The organism is Candidatus Planktophila versatilis, assembly GCF_002288105.1.
Lineage (GTDB): Bacteria > Actinomycetota > Actinomycetes > Nanopelagicales > Nanopelagicaceae > Planktophila > Planktophila versatilis.
The window spans coordinates 630810-649258 of record NZ_CP016774.1 but is presented as its reverse complement, the minus strand read 5'-3'; the positions used below and the strand labels follow the sequence as shown (position 1 = coordinate 649258).

At 47.8% G+C, this 18449-nt stretch carries 16 protein-coding genes and 1 pseudogene; 15 read left to right on the top strand and 2 right to left on the bottom strand.

Going from position 1 to position 18449, the window contains the following annotated elements:
• Positions 1–42 precede the first annotated feature (42 nt).
• From A1sIA79_RS03280 to mshC, 4 genes are read left to right on the top strand one after another with little or no spacing between them, the layout of a single operon-like run.
• Positions 43–735: a histidine phosphatase family protein gene (locus tag A1sIA79_RS03280; RefSeq protein ID WP_095674805.1), complete on the top strand. Its 693-nt coding sequence runs from the start codon at positions 43–45 to the stop codon at positions 733–735.
• On the top strand, positions 732–1283 hold the full coding sequence (locus A1sIA79_RS03275; RefSeq protein ID WP_095674804.1) for a DUF3090 family protein: 552 nt from the start codon (positions 732–734) through the stop codon (positions 1281–1283). Before A1sIA79_RS03280 ends, A1sIA79_RS03275 begins: the two co-directional genes overlap by 4 nt.
• Positions 1253–1981, top strand: a complete 729-nt coding sequence (locus A1sIA79_RS03270; RefSeq protein ID WP_223298383.1) for an SCO1664 family protein — start codon at positions 1253–1255, stop codon at positions 1979–1981. Before A1sIA79_RS03275 ends, A1sIA79_RS03270 begins: the two co-directional genes overlap by 31 nt.
• A gap of 14 nt (positions 1982–1995) precedes the next feature.
• A complete protein-coding gene (gene mshC / locus A1sIA79_RS03265) occupies positions 1996–3237 on the top strand; it encodes a cysteine--1-D-myo-inosityl 2-amino-2-deoxy-alpha-D-glucopyranoside ligase (protein ID WP_095674802.1) in 1242 nt (413 codons plus the stop codon).
• Here mshC and A1sIA79_RS03260 read toward each other — a convergent pair.
• Positions 3234–4097 carry a PAC2 family protein gene (locus tag A1sIA79_RS03260; RefSeq protein WP_095674801.1) on the bottom strand — a complete coding sequence of 288 codons (864 nt, stop codon included), beginning with the start codon at positions 4095–4097 and terminating at the stop codon, positions 3234–3236. The genes mshC and A1sIA79_RS03260 overlap by 4 nt on opposite strands.
• Before the next feature lie 70 nt (positions 4098–4167).
• On the opposite strand from A1sIA79_RS03260, the gene metH reads away from it, so the two are divergent.
• Positions 4168–7638: a methionine synthase gene (metH, locus tag A1sIA79_RS03255; RefSeq protein ID WP_420022519.1), complete on the top strand. Its 3471-nt coding sequence runs from the start codon at positions 4168–4170 to the stop codon at positions 7636–7638.
• 7 nt (positions 7639–7645) lie between these two features.
• Here metH and A1sIA79_RS03250 read toward each other — a convergent pair whose 3' ends face one another.
• Complete coding sequence (locus tag A1sIA79_RS03250; RefSeq protein WP_095674799.1) at positions 7646–8401, bottom strand: RecB family exonuclease; 756 nt, start codon at positions 8399–8401, stop codon at positions 7646–7648.
• 60 nt (positions 8402–8461) lie between these two features.
• Between A1sIA79_RS03250 and A1sIA79_RS03245 the strand changes: the two genes are divergently transcribed.
• The 10 genes and pseudogenes from A1sIA79_RS03245 to A1sIA79_RS03200 all read left to right on the top strand — a co-directional run bounded on the left by A1sIA79_RS03245 (position 8462) and on the right by A1sIA79_RS03200 (position 18447).
• On the top strand, positions 8462–9313 hold the full coding sequence (locus A1sIA79_RS03245) for a tRNA (adenine-N1)-methyltransferase (protein ID WP_095674798.1): 852 nt from the start codon (positions 8462–8464) through the stop codon (positions 9311–9313).
• Complete coding sequence (locus tag A1sIA79_RS03240; protein ID WP_095674797.1) at positions 9297–10235, top strand: helix-turn-helix transcriptional regulator; 939 nt, start codon at positions 9297–9299, stop codon at positions 10233–10235. Before A1sIA79_RS03245 ends, A1sIA79_RS03240 begins: the two co-directional genes overlap by 17 nt.
• The gene (locus A1sIA79_RS03235; protein WP_190277085.1) at positions 10228–11154 is read left to right on the top strand and encodes a helix-turn-helix transcriptional regulator; all 927 of its coding nucleotides are present in this window, start codon (positions 10228–10230) and stop codon (positions 11152–11154) included. The genes A1sIA79_RS03240 and A1sIA79_RS03235 overlap by 8 nt, the downstream gene beginning before the upstream one ends.
• 71 nt (positions 11155–11225) lie before the next feature.
• Positions 11226–11378 (top strand): annotated as a pseudogene (gene tatA, locus A1sIA79_RS03230) (Sec-independent protein translocase subunit TatA); the annotation flags it as partial.
• Between the two features lie 34 nt (positions 11379–11412).
• Complete coding sequence (tatC, locus tag A1sIA79_RS03225; RefSeq protein ID WP_223298381.1) at positions 11413–12228, top strand: twin-arginine translocase subunit TatC; 816 nt, start codon at positions 11413–11415, stop codon at positions 12226–12228.
• 16 nt (positions 12229–12244) lie between these two features.
• Entirely contained in the window at positions 12245–13111 is an 867-nt protein-coding gene (locus A1sIA79_RS03220; protein ID WP_095674794.1) for a diacylglycerol/lipid kinase family protein, read from the top strand.
• Complete coding sequence (locus A1sIA79_RS03215; RefSeq protein ID WP_095674793.1) at positions 13108–15483, top strand: DEAD/DEAH box helicase; 2376 nt, start codon at positions 13108–13110, stop codon at positions 15481–15483. The genes A1sIA79_RS03220 and A1sIA79_RS03215 overlap by 4 nt, the downstream gene beginning before the upstream one ends.
• Positions 15480–16382 (top strand): 5'-3' exonuclease, encoded by a 903-nt coding sequence (locus A1sIA79_RS03210; RefSeq protein WP_095674792.1) that lies wholly within the window; start codon positions 15480–15482, stop codon positions 16380–16382. The genes A1sIA79_RS03215 and A1sIA79_RS03210 overlap by 4 nt, the downstream gene beginning before the upstream one ends.
• Positions 16376–17692, top strand: a complete 1317-nt coding sequence (gene lnt / locus A1sIA79_RS03205; protein ID WP_095674791.1) for an apolipoprotein N-acyltransferase — start codon at positions 16376–16378, stop codon at positions 17690–17692. The genes A1sIA79_RS03210 and lnt overlap by 7 nt, the downstream gene beginning before the upstream one ends.
• A complete protein-coding gene (locus A1sIA79_RS03200; protein ID WP_095674790.1) occupies positions 17689–18447 on the top strand; it encodes a polyprenol monophosphomannose synthase in 759 nt (252 codons plus the stop codon). The genes lnt and A1sIA79_RS03200 overlap by 4 nt, the downstream gene beginning before the upstream one ends.
• Positions 18448–18449: the final 2 nt, after the last annotated feature.

Below are 18449 nucleotides of genomic sequence, written 5' to 3'. Positions count from 1 at the left end.
CGGAAAAGTGGTGATTAGAAATTTAGCGATAACCTTCGTGTTGTGGCGCGAATAATCCTTCTAAGACATGCACATTCAATCGCCAATGAATCTGGAATTTTGGCAGGGCAATTACCTGGTATCTCTCTGAGTAAAAAGGGGAGCCAACAGGCTATTGCCTTGGTAGATCGCATTGGAAAAGTCTCATTTGATTCCATCCGCATGAGTCCGATGCAACGTTGTCAGGAGACGCTCGCACCTTGGCTGGAATCCTCGCACTCAAATGGACTTAAGAAATTCATTCTCGATGAGAAGCTGATTGAAATGAATTATGGGAGTTGGAGTGGCAAGAAACTCAACTCACTAGCTAAGCAACCCCTCTGGAAGATTATTCAGAAGACTCCGAGCAAGGTTGAATTTCCGCAAGGTGAACGCATGACCGCTATGCAAAAGCGCGCTGTGGCATCCATAGAAGAGGCAGTGCTAGAAAAATCTAAGGGGACTCACTTGTTTGTGAGTCACGGTGATGTCATTAAGGCAATGGTTGCGAGTTTGTTGAAGATGAAACTTGATAACTTCCAGTCTCTAGTAATCGATCCCGCCTCGATTACCATGCTTGAATATGATGGCGACAGTGCACGCCTTATACTTTTCAATGACAATCTTACGCACCTAGAAGGCTCGCTCTCAGGTTCGCGTCCCAAGAAAATGCTCTTGGGTGGTGGAGCCGGTGCTGTCAGGCGAAAGAAGAAATGAGTTCGCAAATAATTCTCTTTGAACAACCGGAGAGATTTACAGTTGGCACGGTAGGTCAGCCAGGGGAACGAACCTTCTTTATTCAAGCTCAAAGTGGTTCACGTTTAATCTCAGTTTCGCTCGAAAAGACGCAGGTTCAAGCTCTGGCAGATCGCTTGCTCTACACAATCCGAGATATCAAGCAGAACAATCCAAGCGTTAGCTTTTCCCGTCTTGTGAAAGATGATGCACCGCTAAGTACTCCCATTGAAGAAGAGTTTCGCGTCGGCGTAATCGGCTTAGCTTTCGATGCAGAGCAAGGTTTGATTCAAGTAGATTTCCAGGCTATTAATGAAGGGAGCGATCAGAATCCAGAGTTCATAGATGTCGATGATCTAACAGGTGACCAGGATATTTTGCGGGTTCTCATTACTCCGAGTGAAGCTGATCGATTCTCCAAGCGAGCCTTCATCGTGGTGGGCGCAGGACGTCAGCCGTGTCCATTTTGTGGTGGACCGATAGATCTCAAAGGACATCTATGTCCGCGCTCAAATGGCTATCGCAGATGAGTAAGGTCATTGAACATCTGCTTGCCGGAACTCTTGAGGTAACCGGTCGATTAGTTGATGCATCTAATGCCACTCTCTATGGCGAATGCACTTTTAACGATGAAAAGATGGCTGTCATATATAAACCCATCGCAGGAGAGCGACCGCTCTGGGATTTTCCGGATGGAAATCTAGCTCACCGCGAATACGCCTCCTACTTAATTAGTGAGTATTCCGGTTGGAAAGTTGTTCCACCCACCGTATTACGAGAAGGACCATTCGGTGTAGGAATGGTGCAGCAGTGGATTGATATCGATGAATCAATTGATTTGGCCTTGTACTACCGGGAGGATAACGAGAACCTTCGTCGGATGGCCCTATTTGATGCAGTCATTAACAACACCGATCGAAAAATAGGTCACTTGTTGCCTGTCGTTGATGGCAGTCTTCTTGGTTGTGATCATGGCGTGACATTTCACGAAGAGAACAAACTGCGAACCGTTATTTGGCAGTTTGCTGAGCGCGAACTCACCGCCGAAGAGATACACACCCTCGATGAATTAGCCCGTAGATTGCACATTGAGTCCGAGGTTTTGCATGGATTAATCACTGATATTGAATTTAGCGCCCTCATCGCAAGAATCGAAGGCCTCATCGAGTCTGGGAAATTTCCATCTCCAAATGAAGATTGGCCTGCTGTGCCATGGCCCCCTTTTTAAAGTAAAGTTGCGATATGCGTGCCTGGCCAGAGATTTACATTCCCAAGCTCTCCAGTAGATTCTCATTCCAGCCACTTTCACTACTGAACACCGCTACTCAACAGGTTGAAACTATGCCTGAGAAGTCTGTCTACCGGATGTATGTATGCGGCATTACTCCATACGATGCAACGCATCTAGGACACGCAGCCACTTATCTCACTTTCGATTTGACTCATCGCTATCTCAAAGCAAGCGGTGCTGAGGTTCGTTTTGTTCAGAACATTACTGATATCGATGATCCGCTGTTAGAGCGTGCCGCGCGCGACGGTATCGATTGGCAGGATTTGGCTAACTCTCAAATAGATCTCTTTCGTGGTGATATGGCCGACCTTCACGTTCTGCCTCCGCAACACTATGTCGGAGTTGTCGAGGCAATGCCATTGGTAGTGGACTCAATAATGAAATTGCAGGAGTCAGGGACCACATATAGCGTCGAAAATGACCTCTACTTTAGAATTCATTCAGATGAGGAATTCGGCACCCGTTCTCATTACACAGATGAGCAAATGCTCTCCATCTTCGCCGAACGCGGGGGAGACCCACAACGTGCTGGGAAAGAGAATCCTTTTGATGCACTTCTCTGGTTAGCCCAACGTGAAGGTGAACCTGGCTGGCAAAGTCCGTTTGGTATGGGTCGACCTGGCTGGCATATCGAATGTTGTGCCATCGCACTTCATTATCTGCAGCCTGATACTCATGATGACTTTGCAATAGATATTCAAGGTGGGGGAAGTGATCTAATTTTTCCTCATCATGAGATGTCAGCTGCGCAAAGTCGAATCATTGGGCGCCAACGATTTGCTCGCACTTATGTACATGCAGGAATGATTGGTCTTGATGGCGAGAAGATGAGTAAGTCAAAGGGAAATTTGCTCTTTGTATCGCAACTCATTGCAGAAGGTGTCGAACCGATGGCGATTAGATGGGCGCTGATGGGTCATCAATTCTCACAGGACCTGATGTGGAATAGGGAGATTTTGGTTAAAGCATCGACTGAAATTGATGATCTTCGACTGCAATTGAGTCGAGTAGATGTTGCGCCAACGGATGAGGTTATTGCAGCGATAATTTCAGCGCTGGGCGATAATCTCGATACTGTGAAAGTTCAAACGATTATTCGCAGCTGGATGAGAGATACAAGTGAAGGAATGATTGGTGGGGAAGCGGGTGAGCTTTCGCGTGCACTAGATACCTTGCTCGGACTAGCGCTCTAATTTCCGCTTTGCCGACGTAGAAATCTTTCTAATTCGCGCGCAATTGATTCACCGGTGACATCAGGGAGTTCCGAGGCATCCTTGCTCTCTTCCAAAGCTTTCACATATTCAGCAACATCGGAGTCTTCCTTAGCCATCTCTGTTACCTCAACCTCCCAGGCAGTTGATTCTTCGGGAAGTGCGCCTTGCGGAATTGAGATTCGCAGGAAATCTTCAAGTGCATTCACAAGTGCCAATGATGCTTTTGGCGATGGCGAGTTTGAGGCGTAATGAGGAACGGCAGCCCATAAGGAGACTGCATCAATGTCGCGTTGTACGCACGCAACCTGAATAACACCGAGGATCCCAGTTGGGCCCTCATATTTACTTATCTCAACACCTAGACGCTGTGCGATGTCTGGATGTGCACCACTTCCACTGACAGTAATTGGACGTGTGTGAGGAGTATCGGCGAGCATCGAACCAAGAGTGATGACTAAATCAATCTCAAGATCTTCTGCCAGATCTAGCAGATCAGAGGTAAAAGTCTTCCACTTCATAGATGGTTCAACTCCGCGCACGACAATAAAATCATGATCAAGTGTGGGAGTGCGAAGTGCGAAGATCTGCGTTCCTGGCCAGGTCAGATTACGAACACTTGATTCATCTACATAGATCATTGGCCTATTTACTTGAAAGTCATAGAACTCTTCCGGGTCGACATCTGCGATTAACTCAGGGACCACATCAAATGAAGGATCAGTCCATGAACCTAATAGGTGAGATAGAGCGCCGGTTGCAGCCTCGGCAGCATCATTCCAACCAGAAAAGGCGATAACCATCACTGGTGAACGCAAAGAAGGAATTTGATGAATCTCCACAGCGACACCTTAAGGTAATCTCTGCCATGTGACGAGCGAGAAAAACCCCCAAAAACTGATGGATGGCCTTATGCGGCGCGCCCTCGCTCACGGCACTGTCATCGCCGACGGCGCGATGGGAACGATGCTCCAAGCTGCAGATCCTTCACTCGAAGATTTCCAGGGTCATGAAGGTTGCAATGAAATTCTGAACGTGACACGCGCAGATCTCGTTCGCTCTGTGCACGATGCCTATCTAGAGGTCGGCGTTGATGCCATTGAGACCAATACCTTTGGCGCAAACTGGGCGAATTTGGCCGAGTATGGAATTGAAGACCGAATCTATGAACTGGCCTATGCCGGCGGTGTCATTGCTCGACAAGCCGCTGATGCTTACTCAACTTCTGATAAACCTCGCTTTGTTCTTGGTTCACTCGGTCCCGGTACCAAACTACCTAGCCTTGGTCATACAACATATGAAAAATTGAAAGAGGCTTATTACACCGCCTCTAAAGGTTTAGTCGATTCCGGTTCTGATGCGTTACTGATTGAAACCACACAGGATTTATTGCAGGCTAAAGCAGCGGTCAATGGCGCTAGGCAAGCAATCACAGAAGCTAAGCGGGATGTCATGCTGATTGCCCAGGTAACTGTTGAGACAACAGGGACGATGCTCTTGGGTTCTGAAATTGGGGCAGCGTTAAACGCACTTGAGCCACTTGATATTGATCTCATCGGATTAAATTGTGCAACCGGACCAACCGAGATGTCAGAGCATTTGCGGTATCTCTCGAAGAATTCGCGGGTGGCAATCTCAGTGATGCCAAATGCCGGTCTACCGATTCTGGGCAAGAAAGGTGCTGAGTATCCGCTAGGGCCAGAAGAGCTAGCGGTTGCGCTTGAAACCTTCGTCAATGACTATGGAATCACCTTGATTGGTGGTTGCTGTGGCACAACGCCGGCCCACATGCAGGCCGTTGTGAAGAAATTGGCCGCCAAGAAAGTTGATGCACGAAAAATCACTATTGAACCAGGTGCTTCTTCTATCTATCAGTACGTTCCTTTTAGACAAGAGAAAACATACCTAGCGATAGGCGAGCGTACCAACGCCAATGGTTCACGAGCTTTTAGAGATGCGCTGGTTGCTGAAGATTGGGCGACGTGTGTCGAAATAGCTCGAGATCAGATTCGAGATGGCGCCCATATGCTTGATCTCTCCGTTGATTATGTTGGTCGCGATGGCGCTAGAGATATGAAAGAGCTTGCTTCTCGATTTGCAACATCTTCCACTCTGCCGATTGTTCTTGATTCAACAGAGCCGGCAGTACTCAAAGCTGGTCTGGAATCACTCGGCGGACGTAGCGTCATTAACTCGGTTAACTATGAAGATGGCGACGGTCCCACTTCACGCTTTGCGAAAATTATGCCACTTGTGAAAGAACATGGTGCATCGGTAGTAGCACTGACTATTGATGAGGAAGGCCAGGCGCGTACTGCTGAGTGGAAGATGCGTGTTTCACGTCGCTTGATAGCTGACTTAACGCAGAACTGGTCGATGGATGTCGGCGATATTTTGATTGACACACTCACCTTTCCTATCGCGACAGGTCAAGAAGAGACCAGACGTGATGGACTTGAAACAATTAGTGCGATTCGCACCTTGAAGAGTGAATATCCAGATGTACAAACAACTTTAGGTGTGAGCAATGTTTCCTTCGGCCTTAATCCCGCCGCTCGAGTTGTACTCAACTCCGTCTTTCTCTCTGAGTGCGTGGAAGCAGGCCTTGATTCGGCCATTGTCCACCCTTCCAAGATCATGCCGATGGCCAGAATCGAACCGCGTCAAAAAGAAGTGGCACTCGATCTGATTTATGACCGCAGAGTATTTGATGGCGAGAATTGCACCTATGACCCACTACAAGAGTTCCTCCAACTCTTTGAAGGCGTGGAGTTAGCTGCCTCTCGTAACATCAGAGCTTCAGAATTAGCCGCACTTCCACTTCGCCAACGCTTAGAGCGTCGCATTATTGATGGTGAAAAAGTTGGGCTCACTGACGATCTAGACGCGGCGATGAGTGAGGGAGTTGCCCCACTTGCGATCATTAATGATCATCTTCTAGAAGGCATGAAGGTAGTTGGGGAGCTCTTTGGTAAAGGTGAGATGCAGCTTCCATTCGTACTGCAAAGTGCGGAAGTTATGAAGTCTGCCGTTGCATACCTAGAGCCTCATATGGAGAAGACCAGTGATGGTGGGCGTGGGCGGATGTTGCTGGCAACCGTTAAGGGTGACGTGCACGATATTGGAAAGAACCTGGTAGATATCATTCTTTCTAATAACGGATATCAAGTTGTCAACATTGGAATTAAGCAGACAGCAAATCAGATCATCGACGCCGCAATTGAACATAATGTTGACGCTGTAGGTATGTCTGGTCTCTTGGTGAAATCCACTGTCATCATGCGTGAGAATCTGGAAGAAATTACTAGTCGCGGGCTCGATCAGAAATGGCCGATTGTTCTTGGGGGTGCTGCTCTCACGCGCGCCTATGTCGAACAAGACCTGGCAGCAATTTTCCCAGGAGAAGTCAGATATGCGCGAGATGCTTTCGAAGGTTTGCGCCTGATGGATGCAATCATGGCCGTTAAGCGCGGCGATGAAGGAGCGGCGCTGCCGGCACTTCGCGAGCGAAAAGTTAAGGCTGTAGCTAAGTCGAGTCAACCGAAAGTTATTGACACGCTACGAAGTGATGTTGCGATAGATATTGATATTCCAAAGGCGCCATTCTTTGGTTCACGTATCGTTAAAGGTATAGCTCTCGCTGACTATGTTGGCATGCTCGATGAACGCGCACTCTTTGTTGGGCAATGGGGTCTTAAGGGCGCGCGCGGAGAATTCGATGTAATGGCTGAATCTGAAGGTCGGCCGCGTCTTCGTCAGTTGCTGAACGAAGTCCAGTCAAATGGTTGGCTAGAAGCCGCTGTCGTATACGGATATTTCCCATGCGTCTCAGATGGTAATGACCTGATCATTTTGCATCATGAAGGTCCTCTCGCCGGTCAGGAGAGAACGAGATTCTCATTCCCGCGTCAATCACGCGATCGCAGACTTTGTTTAGCGGACTTCTTTGCAAGTAAAGACTCAGGGAAAACCGATGTTGTTGCCTTCCACGTTGTGACTATGGGAAACACAGTAAGTAAGGCCGCAAATGAGTTATTTGCAGCCGATAAGTATCGTGAATACCTCGAGTTGCACGGTCTCTCGGTCCAACTTACTGAAGCACTTGCAGAACATTGGCACGCACGTATTCGCGAAGAGATGTCTGTGCGAAATCTTGACTCACCAGATCTACAGGGCATCTTGGATCAGGGCTACCGAGGATCGCGATACTCATTTGGTTATCCAGCTTGCCCTGATATTGAACAACAGACTCAACTCTGTGAATTACTTGAACCTGGTCGCATTGGAGTTGAACTCTCGGAGGAATTCCAGCTCCATCCCGAACAGAGTACTTCGGCAATTATTGTCCACCACCCAGAGGCGAAGTACTTCAACGCCAACTAATTCTTGACTACTTTACGTGTGCTGGGCAGATTGCTTTAAAGAAACACCAGTCACATAATTTCGACTTTCGTGTGGGAAAGTGCCCAGTTTCAATAGCGGTGAGAATCTCAGAGCCGATATTGTTCAATTTCTTCTCAGTAGAAGTCAGTTGCGCTTCGGTCGGTTGACTTTCAATAGTTTTCACATCACCTAAGTAAATCAATTTAAGCATGCGGGGGAGAACTCCGTGGTTCTGCCAGTAGAGAAGTGCGTATACACGTAACTGAAATAGCGCTTTATCCTCCCATCCCGGCTTGGGAGATTTGCCTGTTTTGTAATCAACAATCCGCACCTCACCAGTGGGTGCGATATCAAGTCGATCAACATAACCGTGGAGATAAACCTCATCCGAAATGTTTCGCTCTAAATGCAGTTCCCGATAGGTTGGTTCAAACGTTGTTGGATTTTCGAGGGAGAAGTAGTTAGTCAATAGCGCCTGCGCACGGTCCATCCATTCTTTCTCATCAAGAACTAGCGCATTAAGTTCGGGGGTTTTCTCTAATTGCGCACTCCACGATTCGGGCAGTAAATCAACCGCACTCTCAAAAGTTCGATCCGCAGCAGGAAGTTCAAAGATGTCTTCTAACACTGAGTGAATTAACTTCCCGCGTTCTGCATCAATACTGGGCGGTTCCGGCAAGAGGTCTATCGCTCGGTATTTATAGAGTTGTGGGCAGTTGGTGAAATCATTCATTCTGCTGGGGGAAAGACGTAACTGCTCCATGGGCGCCGACGATACCGCCCGCGCCAGCGCAGGGAGTCATTCCTCGCCTAAGATGCCTCTGTGTCTGAACATGGGTTCTTTAAAGCCGGCGATCGTATTCAACTTACCGATCCCAAGGGAAAGCTATATAGCTTCACGATAACCCCTGGTAAAGAGTGGCACACCCATAAGGGCTGGATTACTCACGATGATCTCATCGGATTACCGGAAGGTTCAGTTGTCAGCACTACCGCTGGACTTAAGTTCACCGCATTCATTCCATTGCTGGCCGATTACGTTTTATCTATGCCGCGCGGGGCAACAATTGTGTATCCAAAAGATGCAGCAATGATTGTCGGAGTTGCAGATATCTACCCTGGAGCGCGAGTCCTTGAGGCAGGTGTGGGTAGCGGGGCGCTTACGCTCTCACTTCTACGCGCCGTAGGTGAGAATGGTTCGGTTCATTCAGTTGAGCGTCGTCAAGATTTTGCCGATAACGCGCAAGCTAACATTGAAAATTATTTTGGAGAATCACCTAGAAATTGGAAGTTAGACGTTGGCTCAGTTCAGGAACAAGGCTTTACTGAAAAATATGATCGCGTGATCCTTGACATGCTTGCTCCTTGGGAATGCGTTTCGATGGCTGCCGAGGTATTACGTCCAGGAGGAGTATTCCTTGCCTACGTGGCAACTACCACCCAGCTTTCGGCAACGGCGGAAGCGCTCAAAGCGGATGGACATTTCACTGAGCCAGAGAGTTCAGAAACAATTGTTCGAGGTTGGCATCATGAAGGCCTTGCTGTTCGCCCGCAACAAAGAATGATTGGGCACACCGGTTTCCTTATCCAAAGCAGGCGAATGGCACCGGGTGTTGAAGTATTGGCTCGCCGCAGACGTCCGGCAAAAGGTGCTTACGGTGTCACGGAAGAGTGAACGACTCATTAATCTCACGATTGCGCTGTTAGCAACGAAGAGATTCATTACCAAATCTGAAATCTTTAGGACTATCGAGGGCTATGAAGGAAGTCTTGATTCTAAAGAGAGAATGTTCGAGCGAGATAAAGATGATCTACGCTCTCTTGGCATAGAGATAGAAGTTGGTTCCTTCGACCCGCTCTTTAATGATGAGGCCGGTTATCGCATCAAGCAGGAGAGATACCAACTAGATCTTGGTGATATTACTGCCCTGGAAATTTCTCTTTTGTCGTTAGCCGCTCAGGCATGGCAGGGAGCTTCACTAGATGATGCTGCGCAACGGGCACTGGTTAAGTTGAATTCACTTGGAATAGCAGTTGATGAAGCAAATTTGCCAGACTCCATACCCTTCTTCTCCGATGATGGATTAGATCTTCCGAAGATCACGCGCGCTATTGCAGAGCACCAGATTCTTGAATTTACTTACCAAAACTATGACTTGACGGTGGAAAATAGACGCATTGTTCCGATAGCTCTATCAACCCGCTCAGGCCACTGGTATTTGGCTGGAGTAGATCAGAGTATCGAGGAGGTTCGGACCTTCCGTTTTGATCGAGTAATCGGAACCTTTACCGTGAAGAAAGGACCTAAGAAGTTCGAAACTCCTGAAAACTTTGATTCTCAAAGTCTCTTCGAAAGAGTGAAGAACATCGACGCAGTAATTGATGTCCGTCGCGGCAAAGGCACCTCACTGCGCGCTCTCGCATCATCGACGAAGTCGATAGGTGAGTGGGATCAGATTCAGATTCCAATCCTAGATATGAAAACTCTGGCTGCCTTGATCCTCTGGCACGGAGACGATGTCTATGTTCATTCGCCAGCGGAGCTGCGCGAGATCATCATTTCAAGTCTCAAAGATATATTGGAGACACATGGCTAAGAACGCGCCAAAGAATGCTGTGAGCCCATTAGAGCGCACTTCTCGATTGCTAGATCTCGTTCCGTATATCAATACGCATCAGGGTATTTCTCTTGTTGATTTGGCCGAAGTATTCGAGGTCTCCACTAACCAAATGATCAGCGATTTGACGACGCTGTGGATGTGCGGACTTCCCGGTTATACGCCGCTAGAACTGATGGATTTAGATTTTGAATCTGGTTACGTCACGATAAGAAATGCACCAACCCTTGCAAAGCCTCGATCCATCACACACGAAGAGGGTGTAGCGCTCGTTCTTGGTTTAGATGTCCTGCGATCTGCAATTTCGACCGAGAGAACAGATCTTATAGAAGCAATTAGTTCACTTTCACAACGTATCGCCCGCCTTGTTAATCTCCCATTAGCGCTCTCCGCATCAAGTGATATCAGCCATGAAGTAACAACTTCAGTAAAGGAAGCGATAGCTCATCGCAGTGGACTGCAGATCTCATATCACTCGCTCTATAAGGATGAAGTCTCCTCGAGAGTCGTACTTCCGCTAGAGATACTTGAGAGTCAGGGGTATTTGTACCTGCATGCGTACTGCTTCACAGCACTTGATTTCAGACATTTCCGGATAGATAGAATTAAAGCAGCAAATTCAGCGGAGGTAAAAAAACCTTCGACAGCGCCGCCTGTTAATCCCGAGAAAATTGATTTTTCGGTAAAGGTGCTGAGGCCAACTAGAGATGTTGCCGAACGCTTTCAAGAATCTAACCTGGAAGCTGGAACCGTCTTCGAAAGTTCGTCGTTTTCACAACATTGGATTGCAAGGTCTGTGTTGGCATCTGGCGGCGCTATCGAACTTCTCGCCCCAGCAGAGATCCGGAGTGAACTCGCCAAAAGAGCCAAAGTGATACTCAACCGTTATGAGGGGTGATTTCCTCGCCTACCCATTCAATGATACCTGGTGTAATCTATGCTCAAATCTCACGCTAAGGAGTTCGCAATATGAATTTAGGTGCAAAAGAAATCGTCATTCTCCTTATTGTTGTTCTGGTCCTCTTTGGCGCAAAGCGTCTTCCTGATTCTGCCCGTTCTCTCGGCCGTTCGATGCGAATCTTCAAAAGTGAGATGAAAGAGATGAAGGCCGACGATACTGTTATTGAAGAAGACGGCAAAAAAGAGAAGTAATCTGATGGCATCCACACCACAAGGGCAGATGCCGCTCATCGATCACCTACGAGAACTCAGGAAACGAGTTCTGAGTTCAGCTATCGCAATTGTCGTTGCATTTGGTGGGGGATGGTATTTTTACAATTCAATCCTCGTTGCCTTAGCGAAACCTGTATGTGATTTGCGAGCAGCTCAAGCTTCAGAGGCTGCAAGTTGTGGGCCTTTATATATCAGTGGTGTCTTGGGTCCACTAGATTTGCAGATCAAGGTGGCTCTCATGACTGCAGTTATAGTCTCCGCTCCATTCTGGCTCTACCAACTTTGGGCATTTATTGCCCCTGCACTTCATAGAAAAGAGAAGCGCAATAGCGTTCTTTTTGTCACAGCCGCGGTCCCTTTCTTTATCATGGGAGCGACTCTTGGTTACTTGATTCTGCCCATAGCTATACAAGCGCTACTTGGCTTCACTCCGGAGTCGGTGAGCAACTTGGTACGCATTGATGATTACCTAGATTTCGTTCTCCGAATAATTTTATTCGTAGGTCTCGCCTTTGAGCTACCAATATTCTTACTAACCTTTAATCTGATTGGATTCTTAAGAGGACGCACCATCCTCAAACCCTGGCGCGCATGGATATTCTCTATCTGTCTTGCGGTCGCAGCCCTATCACCAACAGGGGATCCATTGAGTATGGCTCTACTGTCTGTGCCGTTAGTTCTGTTCTACTTTATTGCAGGTGGAATTGCTCTGCTTGTAGATAAGAAGCGAGATAGTAAAGTTAATGACGTAGAAACTGGCAGTACCAAGATTGCTGCACCAACCCCAATTACCGAATAGCCGATAGGCTCGTACTATGTGGGCGTTAGCCATCAATCCAACATCTGGACATGGCAAGGGCGCGCTAGCTGGTGAGAAAGTTACTGCTTACTTCGCCCAGCGGAAGTTGAAGTATCAAGTCTTCTCATCGCGCTCAGCAAAGAGGCTCAAGGAAGAGCTCGAGCACTTTTTAGATACCCACCCATGCGAAGGTGTTATCTCTATCGGCGGTGATGGACTTGCGCATCTTGTTTTGCAGTTAGCAGTTCCTCGATCTATTCCCTTTGCAGTGATTCCTGCCGGCACTGGCAATGACATCGTTCGTTCTTTAGGTTGGTCACTAGAAGATTCCACCAGATATCTTGATCATGTCACTAGTAATCCAGCAACGCCGATTGACTTAGGTAATGTTGATTCTGAATGGTTTGCTGCAATTCTTTCGACTGGTTTTGATTCTGTAGTTAATGAGAAAGCAAATGCAATGACTTGGCCTCGTGGACCGCAGCGGTATAACGTTGCGATAGCCCTTGAACTCCCAAGATTTGCCCCAATCGAATATGAGATTACTACCGACAATCGGACCTTCACCACGAAAGCGATGTTGATTGCGATTGGCAATGGGAGATCTTATGGGGGAGGGATGTTGGTGTGTCCGCATGCAAAACTCGATGATGGCCTCTTTGATGTGATGATTCTGAAACCTGTGAGTAAGTTGGAGTTCATAAAGGTTTTCCCAAAAGTGTTTTCCGGTTCTCATATCACACATCCAGCCGTGGAGATATTTCGCACAAAGAAGATCGAACTCAACGCTGATGCAATTGCATACGCCGATGGTGAGCGAATAGGTCCAGCTCCAGTTTCGGCGCAATGTATCGCTGGCGCTGGACTAACATGGCCCCTATGACCACGCCGGCGGAGCAATACGCAGCCGCCAAGAAGCGAGGGACTCACCCGCTCACAACTCAATTCATTGAACAGTTTGATTTCGGTTTTGATGAATTTCAGATTATCGCTTGTCAGGCCGTTGAAGATGGCAAGGGCGTACTCGTGGCAGCGCCAACCGGAGCCGGCAAGACGGTAGTGGGAGAGTTTGCAGCCTTTAGTTCACTGGCTCGCGGAAAGAAATGTTTTTACACAACACCCATAAAAGCTCTTTCGAACCAGAAGTTTGCTGAGTTTCAAGAGCGTTTCGGTGAACACCGCGTGGGTCTTCTGACCGGTGATACAAACATCAACTCAGAAGCTGACATCTTGGTGATGACCACTGAAGTCCTGCGAAACATGCTTTATGCGAATTCATCGACGCTCACCAATCTTGGATCGGTAGTGATGGATGAGGTGCATTATTTAGCCGATAAGTTCCGTGGAGCGGTGTGGGAAGAAGTTCTTATTCACCTCATGGAGAGCGTGCAGGTGATCTCACTTTCCGCCACCGTCTCCAATGCTGAAGAATTTGGTGAGTGGCTCGGTGAGATACGTGGCGCCACCGAGGTGATAGTCAGTGAAATCAGACCCATCCCGCTCTATCAACATGTACTTATTGGCGATCGGATGATTGATCTCTTTAACGAACCAGGAAGAATCAATCCTGAGATTTTAGGTCTTGAGCGCGAAGCGCTACGACGTACCAAAGCACCCAGGGGTCGGCGCGATAGATTCAACGATAGTGAGGGTCGATTATCACGTGCTGAAATTATCGAGAAGCTTCAGCGAGAGAACTTATTGCCTGCAATTACCTTCATCTTCTCCCGGGTTGGCTGTGATGCTGCGGTCAAGCAGTGTCTGAATGAGGGAGTGAAGTTAACAACTACTGAAGAGCGGATAGAAATTGTTGCAACCGCCCAGCGTTACACGCAGAACTTAGCCGAAGAGGATTTAGAAGTTTTGGGTTATCGCGATTGGCTCACCGCACTCGAACGTGGAATCGCTGCCCACCATGCAGGTATGTTGCCGAGTTTTAAGGGCGCGGTAGAAGATCTCTTTAAGCGTGGTCTGGTCAAGGCGGTCTTTGCTACTGAAACCTTGGCACTTGGAATTAATATGCCAGCGCGCACAGTTGTGTTGGAAAAGCTCACGAAGTGGAATGGTGAGGCACACGTCTCGATTACACCAGGGGAGTACACCCAGCTCACTGGTCGCGCAGGTCGACGAGGAATTGATATTGAAGGTAACGCAGTTGTGCAGTGGTCACCAACTGTAGATTCTGCTACCGCAGCGGGGCTAGCATCAACTCGAACATATCCACTTCGTTCTTCCTTTACTCCCACATACAACATGTCAATAAATCTCATCGCCCGTTTTGGAAGAGAACGTGCGCGAGGAAGTCTCGAGTCATCCTTTGCCCAGTTCCAAGCAGACCGAGCAGTTATTGGATTAGTCAGACAGATTCGAAAGAATGATTCCGCTGCAGCAGAACAAGATGAGTCTGCCCAATGCCATCTCGGGAATTTCACCGAATATGCCCGCACTCGAATCGACATTAAAGAGCTTGAGCGATTGCTCAGCAAGCGAGATGGTCGGCGCACCTTTGATCAACGTCAGAGAGTAAAGATGGAGAACGAACTTGATTCCATGCGGCGTGCTCTTCGTGCCCATCCCTGCCACTCCTGTAACGATCGAGAAACACACGCTCGATTTGCTGAACGCGCCGATAGATTGAACAGGGAATCTGAAGGTTTACGTTCTCGCGTGGAAAATCGCACGCATGTGATTGCAAAGACATTCGACCGAATCTGTAATGTGCTGACCCATCTTGGCTATATCGAGGGTGAAAAGCCGCTAGCGCAAGGCAAGATTCTGGCGAAGATTTATGCTGAGTCAGATTTGCTTCTTACCGAGTCAATTCGTCGGGGAGTCTTTGAAAATCTGACTCCGGTCGAACTCTTATCGGTTGCCTCCGCGATGATCTATGAGAGTCGAAGTGTTGAAAACTATGCCCCGAAGATGCCACACCAAAATGTAGCCAACGCCCTGGCGGTTGTCGCCAAGATTTGGGTGGAACTTGAAGATATTGAAAATGAGTTTGATGTGAAAACTCAACGTGAGCCCGATTTTGGTTTCTGTTATGCCGCTTATCGTTGGGCAAATGGACACTCACTGAGCAGTGTTATCAAAGGCACGGATATGACGGTTGGTGATTTCGTGCGATGCATCAAGCAGTTAATTGACTTGCTTACTCAGATTGGTGGCGCAGCAGAGAATCTTCGTCCGATATGTAAAGAGGGTGTCAAACGATTAGATCGCGGTGTTGTTTCCTATATGTTGGGTGAGCTATGACTCTCATGCTTCTAGATAGCGCCTCACTTTGGTATCGCGCCTACTATGGAATGCCGGACACGCTTTTGTCTCCGAGCGGAATGCCTGTCAACGCTATACGTGGATATCTTGATATGACCGCTCGCTTAATTGGTATGTATTCACCCAACCGAATAGTTGCCTGCATAGAGGGAGACTGGCGCCCATCATGGCGAGTTGATTTATTTCCAGCTTATAAAGCTAATCGGCTTGAGGATGATAGTGAAGTGGAAGAAGAACCAGAGACTCTCACTCCGCAGATTCCAATATTGCTTGACCTACTAGATGCTTTTGGCATTCCGATGGTCGGCGTTGATGACTATGAGGCCGATGATGTTATGGCCACCTTTGCCGTGAGAGAAAAGGGCCCTATTCGTATTGTGACGGGAGATAGGGATCTCTTTCAGCTCGTTGATGACAAACGAGATGTAAAAGTTGTTTACCTGGCAAAAGGAATCTCACAACATGACTTAGTTGATATCTCTTGGGTTGCCAACAAGTATGGAATACCAGGGGATAGGTATGCCCTCTTTGCCATGTTTAGAGGAGATCCTTCCGATGGTCTTCCCGGAGTAAAGGGGATAGGTGAGAAAGGCGCAGCCCTGATTGCCAACAATTTCGCTTCGGTAGAAGATGCACTGGCTGGTGCTAAGGCTGGACATGAAGTACTGAGTGCATCACTTGCCAAAAAAATTATTGAAGGAGCGGACTATTTGAAGATTGCACCAACACTGGTCAACTGTGCGCGAGATGTGGCCATACCTTCTATGAAAATAGATACTCCTGCCAAGCCAGATGACTTATCTGCAATCTATGCCATCAAAGAGGAGTACGGGTTAGGGGCTAGCGTCGATAGATTGATATCGGCTCTGCGATGGTAAATATAGCCTTCGCCGCATTTCTTGTCAGTGCCGCTTTCGAGCCAGTCGGGATCTGGTATCTAGCAGTTATTGGCCTAGCCCTATATCTGCAAAAGTTGCGAAGTAGTTCCAGACCAATGCTTCATAGTCTTGCTTTCGGTTTCATCCTCAACGCAATAGTTCTTTACTGGAGTGGAAAGTACGTGGGTCCGATCCCATGGCTACTGCTCTCAGCTTTGCAGGCGCTGTTTTATCTCCCTGTTGGTTGGGTCTATCGGCGCACTCATCGCCTGCTGTGGAGCGCCCTTGCATTACTCGCAATGGAGGAAATTCGTTCCCGCTTTCCCTTGGGTGGCTTTGGTTGGACTCGGATCGCATTTAGTCAGGTTGACTCACCGGCGCTACCCATAGTCGCCCTCGGGGGAGTCATCGCACTTTCCGCATTCACACTGGCAATAGCTCTTCTTCTGGTGCACTTGCGCGGCAAAAATCTCGCAGCAATTCTCTCCTTATTCGTTATTGCGTTTCTACTCCCTGCAAATCCACAGGGGAGTGGTGAAGTAAACCTCATCGCTATCCAAGGAAACACACCTGAAGTAGGCCTTGGATTTAATTCCAGAGCAAAGGCGGTCTTTGATCTACATCGAGATGTAACAAGACGAGTAACTGCTGACCAATATGATGCAATCATTTGGCCAGAAAACGCTATTGACATAGATCCGCGGCTATTTCCGGAAGTTCAAGCTGATATAGCTGCCCTCACAGGTGATTTAAGTACGCCTATTATCGCTGGAGTTGTTCAGCGAGCTGCTAATGGTCCGCAGAACGCCTCCATTCTCTTCGGCGAGGATGGAATTCGAGAAAGTGTCTATATCAAGCGAGGACTGACGCCTTTTGGAGAATATATCCCGTTGCGAAGATTAGCTGAACTAGTCAGCCCGCTGGCCAAAAAAGTTAATGACTTCATACCGGGAAGTAAGCGAGTAACTCATACGGTAGCGGGCGTTGAGCTTGGTCCAATCATTTGTTATGAAATCATCCTTGATGACCTAGTGCGGGATATGGCTAAGAATTCTCAGGTGTTGATTGTGCAGACCAATAGCGCCACTTTTGCTGGTACTGCAGAAAGTGCGCAACAATTAGCCATCACTCGCATACGTGCAGTTGAACATTCCAGAGCTATTTTAAGTGTTTCCACGGTCGGAATATCAGCCTTTATAGATAATAATGGGCGAGTGTTAAGCCAAACAGGAGAGAATACGCAGGAGTCTTTGGCAGGTTCTTTGGTGCTAAGTAATTATCGAACTCTGATTAATCGGATTCTTTCATGAGTCGTTTTGTAATTTTGATACCCACCTACAACGAATCCATTTCAATAGTCGAATTGCTCAATTCTCTTGCCACTATTCAAAATCGTTATCAATTTGACGTGGTTGTCTTAGATGATAATTCCCCGGATAGAACTGCAGATATTGCCCAGAATCTTGGATATTTATGGGTGAGTGTTATCCGAAGGCCCGGCAAAGCCGGTCTTGGGGCTGCCTATCGTGCAGGATTTCAGGCGGTACTAAAGGACGAGAAATACACCCATGTAGTTACTATGGATGCAGATGGCTCACATCGAGTTCAAGACCTGGCTGCAATGTTTACGGCTGCAGAATCAGTTGCAAATGGGATTAAATCTATTGTCCTTGGAACTCGTTGGATGCCCGGCGGTTCGGTTGTGAACTGGCCTCGGAGTCGACAATTACTCTCTCGCGCAGGTACTGCCTACGCCCAGGCAATACTTCGTATCCCGCTGCGCGATCTCACCGGCGGTTTTCGCATTTACAGTACATCGCTACTTCGTTCATTAAATCTCACCGACATGACAGCAACTGGATATTGTTTTCAGATCGAAATGGCGATGGCCAGTGACTTAGCTGGAGCAATCGAGATTGAAGTTCCCATCACCTTTGTGGAGCGAATTAATGGGGTTTCTAAGATGAGTAAGGCGATTGTTATCGAAGCTCTCTGGCAGACCACGCTCTGGGGTCTATCTCGCAGGCTTAGACCTAACGCCGATAAGTTACATTATGTAAAGTAAGA